The organism is Bacillus sp. RZ2MS9 (assembly GCF_001816185.2).
GTDB lineage: Bacteria > Bacillota > Bacilli > Bacillales > Bacillaceae_G > Bacillus_A > Bacillus_A cereus.
Genome location: NZ_CP049978.1, coordinates 3,088,301 through 3,100,888 on the forward strand (window position 1 = coordinate 3,088,301; position 12,588 = coordinate 3,100,888).

A 12,588-nucleotide genomic window follows, 5' to 3' on the forward strand; every position below is an offset into this window, starting at 1 on the left:
TCTTGAAATAAATCACAACATAATTTTTTATTTTCCGCTTGCTAATCCGTCCTTAAAATCTCATACAAAAGGTTATATATTTTTATTATGTACATATTAGATATCTCCTATAAAACACATGAAAAATTCAAACAAAAAGAGCAAAAGATCCCCATTTATAGAAGATTTCTTTTGCTCTTTGTAAAGGACACAAGTCCAAATAAAAGTTGCTTATTTATCGATAACTTACACATAAAAATCCATTTGTTTCAGTACTTTATTAGCAGAAACTTTAACAACCGTTTCTTTTTCACCCGTTCTATCAATTATGAAACCATGAACTTCAATATCAGAAGGTACTAATGGATGATGACGGATCATATCTATACTCTTTTCAATATTTTCACTAACATTTTTTTGTCCACTCAGCCATTGATTAAGGCTACCACTTGAAAATTCAGGCATGCAATTTTTAAAGAGATAGTCTAATTCTATATTATCTTTTATGAAATCACGTTGAGTTTGTAGATTAACTGAAGAAGTTTCTTTATCCTCTATTCCGACAACAAAAATTTCTTTAACATTTTCTTGATAAATAGCAATAATAATAGATCTCATTATATCTCCATAAGGATGTACAATTACAGAATCATAGCTGTGTATAGTCAACATGTTTTCTTGTTGAATGTTAGTTACTTGTTGGATACTAGGCTCTATTCCGTGTTCAATGTCTGTTAATAATAAAACTTTTTTATTCTTTGAATTCATATGGAGCACTCCTTCTTCATTATTGTATTTATGAAACTTTTAAGCTAGTAACAATAATAATTGTTACCAGTTTTTCCAGCTTCCCTCTGGATCAACACTTGCAAGTCTAACCCATCCATTTTGAACTTTTTCTCGAAATGTGAAATCATTATTTAACAAACGTTCTATATATTCAATAGGTGCTTGAATGACAATTAGTAAACGAAGTGGTGAATGATACGTCTCACTATCTGACTGCATAACGGATTGCCAAGGTAAGCCTGGCAACAGGTCACTAGCATTCCCTTGCATAACACCGAGACCCGCCGTTACGGTTTGGGTTGTTTTATTTCCACTACCATAATAATGAGGAGCTACAGTTGATGCGTAATATTGTAGATTTATCCACTGTGCAACTGTTCCTGGTCCTGCAATAATGTTAGCTAATATATCGCCACTTTCATCCTGTTTCCAATCATAATTATGAAGGAAAGCCCTACCTTCTAAGTCACAATCTTGAGTTAATTCACGCTGTCCGATAATAAAAGATGCATTACGCGCTAATCCCCATTCTGGACGTATTTCACTCCAATCTTCTGCAAATCGATGCGCCTCTTTACTCGGATTTTTTATTTTCGTTTTAAAATTAGGTAATTGCGTTAAACGTTCTCTATTTGCATGTTGGCTCACATTTGGCATAATCGTCTCGATACAATCAAACGCTTCTTGCGCAGTTTTCGAAAGTTCTGGGACGTAAATCCATTCCAATTCGTCCACTGTTGTTTTATGTTCAGCTGCTGCAAAAATGGTATCCTTAGGAATGTTAATGCCTTCAGCAAACAACGCCTCTCTCACTTCTGGAAGATTACATAAAGTCGCAAAAACTCTTGCATTGAATCCTCCTGCTGCTCCGCCACAAGCACCACACTCAAGTGCTGCCGCATAAGGATTGTTCGTACTTTGACTACTATGTCCGCACATTACAACTAAAGGAGCAAATTTTTCTGTCAGTCCCACCATTTTTAAAGCTTGACGCACATAGTTCACTTTTTCTTCTTTCGTAAAACCGATAGGTATCTCACCTTTTGTGTCATGAACATGATTAAGCGAGAATGTTGTATCAGGTTTTTGTAACATAGTTTTACGAAGTTTACGAATGAAACCACCAACTCCTCTTGGGACAAAGCTTCTTGTCACCATCTGTAGACCAAGTAAAGGACCACTTAACTCAGGTAGCGCCATACTTGTCAGTACGTTCTGTTTCATCGTTTTAAATGTATAACGCACCGAACTGCCTACCCTCTTACGTTGCTCATAAGATTTAAATTCATTTTCATCTGTAAGCTCTTTTATTTGATGCTTCGGTTTCAGTATAACTGGCAAGGAAGGATGGCTGTCATTACTACCTAGTTCACTAGTCGCAATTGGTAACCCAAAGAAACCAGCTATTCCAAACGTTTCAAACGGACCTAGTTTTTCTAAGTGGCGACGAAACGGTTCTGAACGTACATCAATACAAAATGCTAATTGAGCTAATACACGCTTTTTATCATTGGTTGCACGTTGTTTAGAAGCAATCTTCTCTCTTAATTGCTCTGCATGCGTTTGTTCCCAAGCTTCCAGCCAAAGTTTCCTGCGAATATTTTCATCAAAACGATATGCAAATGCTAACAATTCGCTTTGTTCAGCTGCAGACATTTGTGACCATTCCCGTGTTGAAATATTCCCCCAATAGATCCAAGAAGCTATAAGTGGGACGATCGAAACTTTTTTCTCAACCTTTTGATTTTTTAAAGGTAAATAAGGTTTTGCAATAGCCAGCTCCATAGAAATTCGAACTGCTAAATATTCTATTAAAAGCCCCTGTTCCTGAATCGATTGTTGTGAGCGCCATCGTATCATTCCTGCCCACCCAGGTAAAGAAAGTAAGTGCCCTTCAAGATAAGCTTGTATGTTAGATTCAGAAATTCCTAGTTCAAATAACGCTCTCGCTAAAGCTACTTCGGCATCTTGTGGCCAATCTTTTAAAACTTTACGCTCATTTTTACTGAGCGCTGGATCAAATGTAATAAGGTGTTGCCATGCGCGATAAAAACCTTTCTCTCGATTTGGCATCGTCCAACTTGATCCGGAGTCATCAAGATATAATTTACACCATTTAATGATATGATAATTAAGAATATCAGATAGGTTTTCACTATTTTGATTCTCTATAAGCGAACTTATTGGCTGCATAACAGAGGCTTTCATATTTGCTGTATTTATATAACTCATTTCTTCTGCCAATTTATTTAATTCTGGCGATGATAATAGACTAGAAGGTAATTTTTCTAACTTTAAAGCCGCTTGGCAAAATCGCTCTACTTTCTCTCGCGGAATATGAAAAGATTGTGAATCCAGCCAACGAGACAAACTCATTTGTAAAAATGATTCCTCAATCTCACCTTTCGCTTTTGCCGAATGAATCATGGAAGTACTAGGATACATATCCACATTACGAGCTTCTTTTAGCCAATTTGCGACTTGTTCAAATGATTGCTTTTCAAGTCCCATCCAAGGGTGGTGAGCTGCAAACGTAGAGATAGGCCAAAGTGGTGCAATAACTCGGCTAGCAGATGCAACTAAATCATTTATATTATTTTCTTGCATATCAATGTTTGTATCTTTCTTTAATATTGACGATATGCTCATCACGAATTACCTCCCTTTGATACATAATGTTTCAGATAGCTTGGGTGACTTTCTACTGATTTTCTTCTCGCCTCACCTACTCGAACTAACCAAAGATAAAGTACAGCGAATAAAGTAGAAGATTGATGACGAGTAACGAAAGTACTAGTAACACTACTAAATAGTAAAATACATATAACAAAGATAACGGCTGGAGCTGAAGGTTGAACACTTTGATAAATATCAGTATGCAACCATTTATAAAGAGAATTATGAACGGTAAAGTAAATGAGAGAAAATCCAATCAAAACAATTACGCCAGCAATTCGTCCCATTCTTCCCTCTCCAAAAACAACAAGCTGTTTCCATGAAAAGTATAGTGACCAGCCTAAGATTAACGCACTAACTAGCTGATACCCCTCTCCAGAAGTCATAAACCAGAAAGTAATTGCTATAAATACTCCTAAAACACGCCCGACTATAATCCATAAATTGGACATCTTTTCATTAGACTGATTCACTATCCCAAAACGTTGCACTGAAGAACCAGCTTGTAAAAACAGTGTAGCTTTAAACAAACCATGTAAAATTAAATGAATAATAGCCGCTAAATAAGCGCCTAATGCACATTGAATAAGCATAAATCCCATTTGTGCAATAGTTGAACCTACTAGCTGACGTTTATAATCAACTTGGACTAAACTAATTCCTGTTCCGATTAAGACAGAAATACTAGAGAAAATAAGTAAAAAGATTTGTGCAATATCATCATGAAAAAGAGGTGAAAATCTAGTTAACATGATACCGCCAGCATTTACTAAACCTGCATGCATAATAGCTGAAACAGGAGTTGGAGCAACGGCAGACTCAATTAACCATCTTTGAAAAGGCCATTGTGCTGCTGGAATCATCACAGCTAGTATAATGAATAAATTGATTACTGTTCTTTCTAATGTTCCAAATTGAACTAAATTTTCATTCGTTAAAACTGATGTTAACTGCCACTGTCCAGTTATTTGAAAAAGCCAAATGATAGCTGATAGCAACGCAATCCAACTTATTGTAAATAAATAGCCAGAGATTTTTGTTGCTTCACTAACTACTTTCCACCCTTTATTTAGCCCTATGAGTAGAACCAATCCTATAAGCGTTGCTCCCCAACAAATAATCATGAAACGAAGATCATCACTTAACCATGCAACCGAAGATACACCTGTAGTAAATGTAAAAAGTACAAAGTATTTTCGATATGAGCGATCTCCCATTAAGTAACGTACAGAAAAACGCTGAATGATTAAACCAATTGTAAGAACAAAGAAAGCCATTAACCAAGCTAAAGTATCTAGATGCCAAGGCCCCACAACTCTATCTCCATTGTTATTAACAAGTGCGAGCAAAGAAACCAATGAAGGTAAAGCAGCGATACCAATATGGATATGAACAAAACGTAAAGGAATCCTTGCATGTAAAAACAATAATCCACTTAGCCAAGAAGCACTAAGCGCCATAAAAAATAAAGTTAACAGTGTTGATGAACTCAGCGAAATTAACATGTTAAATACTCCCTTCTAAGCGAAAATAACCTATAAAAATTCCTTTTAATTACGATAGTTTTTTAAATTTCAATTTTCATTCACTCTTTTTAGTGCATCGTTTTTTCCCATAAAAAAAACCGACAACTTCCATAATTCAATGATTTTATATCATCATTGAATTATGGAGATTGTCGGTTTCCCTTCAACTAACTTCAATAAAGTTTTTTGAAGAGCTCCCATTTTATAGAGGATAATAATGTATGTATTACTCCTGTTAAAAAGAAATGTATATTTCTGATCTCCTAGATTATGCAATCAATATATCAATTTATGTTATACGCTATCTTTTAATTAAGAAACTTTTTCATTTAGTCAATATGACATATTAAAAAAATGCTAAAGCCTTAATTATAGCAAGCTGTTAAAATGAGCATCTATCAATTTTTTAAAACAATTATAAGATAAACCATATTAAGCAGTTTGTCAATTTATTTATCCGTTTTTTAAGAGTTATTAGAATTAAGTTTTATTATACCTAAATAACTTCAAGTTTTTAATTATTAGCCTGTTAATAAAGTGCAAAACTTGTAGGTTTCTTAATCCTTCCACTAACCTTAAGGTATTTTTAAAATTTCTCCTCAAGATTATGAAGCAATTTAAAAATCATTACTCGTTCGCCTGTACGGGAGCTTATATCCGTATGAAAGCTTTTCACTTTCTCTCCAGTTAATTCTAGTATAATCTCTTTCAGATCATCAATTCCAGATTCAACTAGCTCCGAACGATTCTTCTTTATCGTTAGCATCCCGTCTTTTGTTTCGCAAACACTATATTCAGCCGGCGTTAAAACACCTTGTAAATTTACGATAATCATATCCCGTAATATATCTGTCTTAACGGATATAGACCCGCGTCCTAGATAGTCCTTTTCCCAGTGAGTAATTGCTTTGCTTATCTCTGATTCAATAGAGCCTTTTGAGCTTTTCATCTATGTATCCTCCTTCAATAAAATAAATTTACAATAACAATATAATAATCCGGATTGATTTTATTTTCAATTATTGAGAAGAATTTATTGGGATTGCAAAAAAGAACTCTTATAAAATTAAGAGTCCCTTTTATATTAAATGCGCTTTTCCTTAGTAATGTAACGCAAAATAGCACTTAGGCATTTGTAGATTTATACAACATATTTCGAAGCAGAATACAAATAAACCCTAATACTAATGCAAACATGCCTACAAATAAAATATATTTCGTTCCAATTTGTGCAATAATTATCCCTGCGATCCCAGTACCAATTGTAGTCCCTAAATTACAAGAAGTTAAAAATAATCCATTAGCGAAATCTGGTGAATTAGGTGCTGAAGACATCATCCAATATTGATTGACATTACCACCAATCCCGCCAAAAACACCCCAAATTACAATAAAAATTGCAGTTGGTATCGCAAGATCTGATACAAAGAAAAAGACAAAATATAATATCATTAGAGCAATGGGATAAATGATTACCGTACGGAAAGGAGCTATTGTCAGTAATCTCCCTGCAAGAATATTCCCGACAATATTTGCTAACCCATAAAAAAATAGCATGATACTTATCATATACGGCGACATTTTCGTAACTACATCTAAATATTCGGCTAGATAACTATAAATTCCAAATACCGCTCCATTTAAAAAAGTTACAGCAAGTATGGATAGCCATGTGATACCTTTCGTTAAAATCTTAAGCTGCGAACCATAAGAAAGCTTTTTCTGAACAGGCATAGAGGGAATAAATACGATTGTCATAATAAACGCAAAAATATTAACAAGTGCAAAAAATGTTAATGATATTTCAAGTGTAAATACATTTGCTAAAAAGTTGACAATCGGTACACCTAAAACCATACCAGCTGAAACCCCAATAAACACTTTGGCAACTGCTTTTGGAGCTTCTTTTGCACTAACTGAAGTTGCTGCTACTGATAAAGCCATCGATACGTACACTGGATGAAAGAAAGCCGGAATTACTCGTGCAACTAAAGCAACTGTAAAATTCGTTGTAAAAATTGAAATAACGTTGCCGATAATAAAGATTGCTAGTACGAACAACATAACCGTTTTTCGATTTACACCCGAAAAAACTAAAGGAAGCGTTGGAGCCGCAATGGCAATGGCGAGCGCGAACAAACTAACCATTAAACTTACCTTCGAAACACTTACATCAAAATGATCTGATAATGCCGGAAGCAAGCCAATATATCCCATTTCAGTATTAAGAATACCGAAAACCCCTACTGCTAATATAAAAATTAATACACTTTTTGAATTCTTCATAAAAAACACTTCAACTCCTCTTTCACTTCTTATCAATGCTTTTGGTAATGTGATTATAAAATGGTATTATTGAGATAACAAATACCTATATTGAATACATTCCCATAACAAATAGGCATACGAAGGAGAAGAGTTTTTTGGACATACGTGTATTACGCTACTTCATTGCGGTAGCAACGCAAGAGAATATATCTGCTGCTGCAAATGCATTGCATTTATCTCAACCTACATTATCAAGACAGTTAAACAACCTGGAAGAAGAGCTTGGAACTACTTTATTTGTGCGAGGAAATCGAAAAATCACTTTAACAGACGAAGGTATGTTTTTATTAGATCGAGCAAAAGAAATTGTGGATTTAATAGAAAAAACAGAAGCTAATTTTAACCAAAAATCTGAAATTATTAGTGGAGAAATTCATATTGGAGCTGGAGAAACAGAGGCAATGCAGTTCATTGCACAAACTATAAAAAAAGTTGTTGTCCATCACCCTAACATTAAATTTCATTTATATAGCGGCAACGCTGATGACGTTACAACAAAATTAGATAGTGGTTTATTAGATTTTGGTATCGTTATTGAGCCAGCAAATAAACAAAAATATGACTACTTAAAGTTGCCAGCTACTGATGTATGGGGCGTACTTATGCGAAAAGACAGTCCCTTAGCGGAAAAAGCTTATATCCATCCAACAGACTTACTAAATAAACCTCTTATCATATCAAGACAAACGGCTGTAAGTAATGAATTATCAGGATGGCTTGGAGAGGAAATTGAAAACTTGAATGTTATAGGTACATATAATTTACTCTATAATGCATCCTTACTCGTAAAAGAAAATATAGGCTACGCATTATGTATTGATAAGCTTATGAATACGTCTGGGGAAAGTACACTTTGCTTCCGCCCCCTATCTCCTAAGCTAGAGGCTGGACTAAATATTCTTTGGAAAAAACATCAAACATTTTCAAGTGCTACAAAGATTTTTCTAACATATTTGCGAGGAGGTATGTAAATATTTTCTTACAAAAACTACATGTTTGAAAAGCAGCATAACCTTCTTTCTAGGATAAATTTTTAGAACGAAACACATATACACAAATGTAATACATCAATGAGATAACTATTCCTTGATTATTTTTTAATTTTTTCTTTTGCTTTTTCTGGAACATCACTTTCTTTTACTTCTTCTAATGAAAAAACATAACCTCCTTTTACTCGAACTTTTATATAAGTATCTTGATATTCATGTTGGCCGGTAATCCCTACCTTAATTACCGATTCCTTTCCTGATTCATCCACTCCATTTAGCATATACATAAATCTCCTAGGGTAATCAGGGTCAGGTTCAGATGGTTCCTTAGTAAGAGCATAGACATCTTTTTCTATCACAAGTGGATTATATCTATCTATAATTTCGTTTTCTGTAAAAGTTAATCCCGAACACACTATAATTAGCACTACAACTACTCCAGCAATTTTAAATAATAATTCTTTCATGTTTAAATTTCACCTTTCGTTAATTAATATATTTATAATAATATTTATATTTTTAAATTTTAAAATGATAAATATGTTGTATAAGACCTTTCTAAATATAATGGGTATATCTTAATAAAAAGTAAATAAATAACTTAAGTTTTTCTTAATCTCCCATAATGAGTCATTATCATAACGGACATAGACACTGTAACAGTGAATAAGAGCTATCGAAAAAATAAAGTTACCTCTCTAAGGAGCTACCTGTAGCAAAAGAAAAAGACGATTTCTTTATCGTATAGGAAATCGTCTTTTGGCTTAATTATTGATTTAGTAATAAAAACACCTTTTTAAAATAACTATGTTTATACTATAGACGTTGATCTTTTTGGAAGTTTAGACGAAAATGATCCTCGTCATTATATACCCCAAATCCATACCCTTGCTCTTTATAAAATTTAATAATTTCAGGAAGGGCTTGTAATGTTTGCGCCTTTTCATGCATTAAAACAACTTCTACTTCTTCTGTTGTCTGTTTCTTTACATTATCGATAATCTGAGTTGGATTATCTTTTAATTTCCAATCATTTGAGTCTATTGTCCAATCCCAAACTTTTATTGCTGCTTCTACAATTTGGTTACGAATTTCCTCACCCTTTAATCCTGGTGCAGATCCATATGGCGGACGAACTAATTTAGGAGTTGTACCCGTAATATTATGGATAAGAGCTAACGTTTCTTTCATCTCCGGTACAAATTGTCCTTTTTTGTATAGCTTATCACTATTATGTGTCATACTATGAGCACCAATATAATGTCCTTCTTTTACCGCTCGTTTTACGTTTTCCTGAAAACCTGTATTTTGTAAATTGCTACCTTGCATAAAAAATGTCGAGGCGACATGTTGCTCTTTTAGTACATCTAAAAATTTCCCAGTTAGTTCGCTAGGACCATCATCGAATGTTAAATAAACAACCTTTCCCACCGGTTTTCCATCAGGTCTTTTCTGTTTTGCTGGTGGTGTTTCTTTTTTCTTTTCTTGTTGTTGCGTGTTAACTTGATTACTACTTTCGTTAGCTATTCCCTTCGCTGGGATAGAGTTCCATTTTCCTATTAAAAAGAAGGTGAAAAAGGTCGTTGCTAAAACAACTCCTAGAGATATTATTACCTTAGTTAGTCGACTTGTTTTTTTCTTACTTTGTGATTCTTTCATTATTTTTCGATCCTTTCCCTATTAATTTTTATATTCATTATTTATACAGCTGAGCATTAACTCCAGCTGATGTTTACAATAAATAGATTAATAGGGGAAGGTGAAGATAAAATGCAGATAATGTCGAATTTAGTTAAAGAATAACGTATGGCATCCACTCTTTAAAAAAATATTTGTTTCTCTACTACAGTTAAATTTGAAAACTGGATATACATCCAAAATAAAAGATACTACTCTTTCTAAACAATATTTTCATATCAAGATAACAACATGCTGGTATAAAGATAAAATACAAAGATAGCCGTACTATTGAAATTCTATTATAATTTTGTAATTGGAATTCATTTGAACCAAATGAAGAACTAGAAGAAATATTATTATGTGGAGGTGCCCCGATGAACCTTGTAATTAGAGAGTTAGAAACAAATGATTTAGATAATCTCCCGGAGATTGATGACAGTTTTATAGTGAATGCTCGGTTAATTCTTTCTCTTTCCAAAGGAAATAAACGTATAGAATATACAGTAGAAGACGTTCCGAGTTATGAAAAAAGTTATTTACAAAATCAAGATGATAATGAAGAACTGGCTTACAATGAATATATAAATAAACCTAATCAAGTCATTTACATAGCACTGTTACATAACCAAATCATTGGATTAATGGTATTGAAAAAGAATTGGAACCACTATGCTTACATAGAAGATATAACGGTAGATAAAAAATATCGTACACTCGGAGTTGGTAAAAGATTAGTTGATCAAGCAAAGCAGTGGGCAAAAAAAGGCAATATGCCAGGTATCATGCTTGAAACGCAAAATAATAATGTCGCAGCATGTAAGTTCTATGAAAAATGCGGATTTGTAATTGGTGGGTGTGATTTTCTTGTTTATAAAGGTTTGGATAAGACAAGTGATGAAGTTGCAATTTATTGGTATATACATTTCAAATGATAATAGTTTATAACGTAAAAAACTCAAAATAAAACCCCAATTTCTCTATACTAAAATCGAGAAATTGGGGTTAAGTTATTTAAAACAAATAACTAATTAATAATCCTGCTGACAACAAGAAGCCGAAAATCGTATTTGTCATCGCTGTTGATTTCATTGCGATGCGCATATATCCAGGATCCTTTGCCCCTTTTTGGAAACTTTGAATCGCAGAAATTGGCTTTCTCAAACCTAGGAACATAACTAATGCCCAAGGGCTTATATAACCCATTAATACAATTACGGCAATCCATAAATACGCAATGAAAAAGGCTACCGCTAGTGTTACCACAGCTTTCTCTCTTCCAAGGAGGATTACTAATGTCTTTCTTCCACCTTTAATATCTTCTTCGATATCTCTGATGTTATTCGACATATTGATTGCACCGACTAAAATTCCAATTGGAATGGAAATCAATACACTTTCAATCGTTATCGTATTCGTTTGAATAAAGAAAGCAATGAGTACAAAACATGTCCCCATTAACAATCCGGAAACTAATTCTCCAAACGGGGTGTACGCAATTGGTAATGGACCGCCTGTATATAAATAGCCAACTGCCATCCCAATTAAACCAATGACAACTAACCACCAGCTGCTATTCATACAAATATAAATGCCGATAAGTGCTGCTACGACATATAATAAAAGCGCAACTGTTAACACATTTTTTGGCTTCAATCCATGACGGACAATTCCGCCACCGATGCCAACGGATTCAGCGGTATCTAATCCACGTTTGAAATCATAGTACTCATTAAATAAGTTCGTTGCTATTTGCAATGCTAAACATGCAACCATCATCGCAATAAATAACAGCCAATCAATTTTGGCAACATAAAGTGATGCCACTGTTCCTAAAATTACAGGAGAAAACGTCGCCGTTAATGTATGTGGGCGCGTCATCTTCCATATTAATTTAGCGGAACTAATTTCTTTTTCTGTCCCCATAACTCTGTTCAATCTCCCTACATTTTAAGTATAAATTACTAGCAGTATCTTTCTATCTATTTCCTGCCACGCATCCATTCATTATATCAATAAATGATTATCCTTTCTAACAAATCAACTTTTAATAAAGTAAAAATTATAAAATGAAACTTTACCATATTCACATAATATTCTGTATTATTTCTAAGAGTGGTTTTAAAGCGATGCGATAAGTAAATGAAATACATAATAAAAAAGAGCCAATCTCCAACACAATAGAAGATTGACTCTTTCCTTTATTTACTCCCCTGTTTCAGAAAATCGCTTTATACGTTCTCCAATTTCATCGCGAACACGTTGAAATTCAGACCATTCTTTTCCTGCTGGATCATCAAATCCCCAGTGAACACGATTCACATGCTGCGGAGTAGATGGGCATACAGCATCCGCATGACTACAAAGCGTAACGACTAAATCAGCACTATTTAAAATGTTTGCATCAATTATATCTGATGTTTGATTTGTTATGTCGATATTTACTTCGTTCATTACTTTAATTGCGTTTGGATTTACTCCATGTGCTTCAATTCCTGCAGAATACACATTCCACTTATCCCCTAAATATTGTTTACCCCACGCTTCTGCCATTTGGCTTCGGCATGAATTTCCCGTACATAAGAAATAGATTGTCTTTTTGTTTTCCATGGTATTTTCCACCT

At 33.9% G+C, this 12,588-nt stretch carries 11 protein-coding genes; 2 read left to right on the forward strand and 9 right to left on the reverse strand.

Translation table 11 applies throughout. The features are described from left to right. Nucleotides 1–225: 225 nt before the first annotated feature. The 5 genes from BHV55_RS15780 to BHV55_RS15800 all read right to left on the reverse strand — a co-directional run bounded on the left by BHV55_RS15780 (nt 226) and on the right by BHV55_RS15800 (nt 7,256). Complete coding sequence (locus tag BHV55_RS15780; protein WP_065703713.1) at nt 226–747, reverse strand: carbonic anhydrase; 522 nt, start codon at nt 745–747, stop codon at nt 226–228. 63 nt (nt 748–810) lie between these two features. After that, the gene (locus tag BHV55_RS15785) at nt 811–3,417 is read right to left on the reverse strand and encodes a DUF2309 domain-containing protein (RefSeq protein ID WP_016111611.1); all 2,607 of its coding nucleotides are present in this window, start codon (nt 3,415–3,417) and stop codon (nt 811–813) included. Continuing rightward, complete coding sequence (locus BHV55_RS15790; RefSeq protein ID WP_048568432.1) at nt 3,417–4,949, reverse strand: NADH dehydrogenase subunit 5; 1,533 nt, start codon at nt 4,947–4,949, stop codon at nt 3,417–3,419. Before BHV55_RS15790 ends, BHV55_RS15785 begins: the two co-directional genes overlap by 1 nt. A gap of 607 nt (nt 4,950–5,556) precedes the next feature. Further along, nucleotides 5,557–5,919 (reverse strand): Na-translocating system protein MpsC family protein, encoded by a 363-nt coding sequence (locus BHV55_RS15795; RefSeq protein ID WP_000842548.1) that lies wholly within the window; start codon nt 5,917–5,919, stop codon nt 5,557–5,559. A gap of 176 nt (nt 5,920–6,095) precedes the next feature. Beyond that, nucleotides 6,096–7,256, reverse strand: a complete 1,161-nt coding sequence (locus BHV55_RS15800) for an MFS transporter (protein WP_070757037.1) — start codon at nt 7,254–7,256, stop codon at nt 6,096–6,098. Between the two features lie 137 nt (nt 7,257–7,393). Here BHV55_RS15800 and BHV55_RS15805 point away from each other — a divergent pair, with 137 nt between their 5' ends. Next, entirely contained in the window at nt 7,394–8,269 is an 876-nt protein-coding gene (locus BHV55_RS15805) for a LysR family transcriptional regulator (RefSeq protein WP_070756702.1), read from the forward strand. Between the two features lie 119 nt (nt 8,270–8,388). On the opposite strand, the gene BHV55_RS15810 is transcribed toward BHV55_RS15805, so the two are convergent. Both BHV55_RS15810 and BHV55_RS15815 read right to left on the reverse strand, forming a co-directional pair. Beyond that, nucleotides 8,389–8,754 (reverse strand): YxeA family protein, encoded by a 366-nt coding sequence (locus BHV55_RS15810; protein WP_070756704.1) that lies wholly within the window; start codon nt 8,752–8,754, stop codon nt 8,389–8,391. Between the two features lie 349 nt (nt 8,755–9,103). Further along, a complete protein-coding gene (locus BHV55_RS15815) occupies nt 9,104–9,946 on the reverse strand; it encodes a polysaccharide deacetylase family protein (RefSeq protein ID WP_000665174.1) in 843 nt (280 codons plus the stop codon). Nucleotides 9,947–10,341: 395 nt separating this feature from the next. On the opposite strand from BHV55_RS15815, the gene satA reads away from it, so the two are divergent. Next, on the forward strand, nt 10,342–10,899 hold the full coding sequence (satA, locus tag BHV55_RS15820) for a streptothricin N-acetyltransferase SatA (protein ID WP_070756706.1): 558 nt from the start codon (nt 10,342–10,344) through the stop codon (nt 10,897–10,899). Between the two features lie 79 nt (nt 10,900–10,978). Here satA and menA read toward each other — a convergent pair whose 3' ends face one another. Beyond that, a complete protein-coding gene (menA, locus tag BHV55_RS15825; protein ID WP_070756708.1) occupies nt 10,979–11,890 on the reverse strand; it encodes a 1,4-dihydroxy-2-naphthoate polyprenyltransferase in 912 nt (303 codons plus the stop codon). 279 nt (nt 11,891–12,169) lie between these two features. Next, entirely contained in the window at nt 12,170–12,574 is a 405-nt protein-coding gene (arsC, locus tag BHV55_RS15830) for an arsenate reductase (thioredoxin) (protein WP_070756710.1), read from the reverse strand. Nucleotides 12,575–12,588: the final 14 nt, after the last annotated feature.

Coding starts and splice junctions, on each gene's coding strand:
- BHV55_RS15800 (WP_070757037.1), bottom strand. CDS start 7,256: ATGAAGAATTCAAAAAGTGTATTAATTTTTATATTAGCAGTAGGGGTT.
- BHV55_RS15785 (WP_016111611.1), bottom strand. CDS start 3,417: ATGAGCATATCGTCAATATTAAAGAAAGATACAAACATTGATATGCAA.
- BHV55_RS15810 (WP_070756704.1), bottom strand. CDS start 8,754: ATGAAAGAATTATTATTTAAAATTGCTGGAGTAGTTGTAGTGCTAATT.
- BHV55_RS15780 (WP_065703713.1), bottom strand. CDS start 747: ATGAATTCAAAGAATAAAAAAGTTTTATTATTAACAGACATTGAACAC.
- BHV55_RS15795 (WP_000842548.1), bottom strand. CDS start 5,919: ATGAAAAGCTCAAAAGGCTCTATTGAATCAGAGATAAGCAAAGCAATT.
- BHV55_RS15790 (WP_048568432.1), bottom strand. CDS start 4,949: ATGTTAATTTCGCTGAGTTCATCAACACTGTTAACTTTATTTTTTATG.
- menA (WP_070756708.1), bottom strand. CDS start 11,890: ATGGGGACAGAAAAAGAAATTAGTTCCGCTAAATTAATATGGAAGATG.
- BHV55_RS15815 (WP_000665174.1), bottom strand. CDS start 9,946: ATGAAAGAATCACAAAGTAAGAAAAAAACAAGTCGACTAACTAAGGTA.
- arsC (WP_070756710.1), bottom strand. CDS start 12,574: ATGGAAAACAAAAAGACAATCTATTTCTTATGTACGGGAAATTCATGC.
- satA (WP_070756706.1), top strand. CDS start 10,342: ATGAACCTTGTAATTAGAGAGTTAGAAACAAATGATTTAGATAATCTC.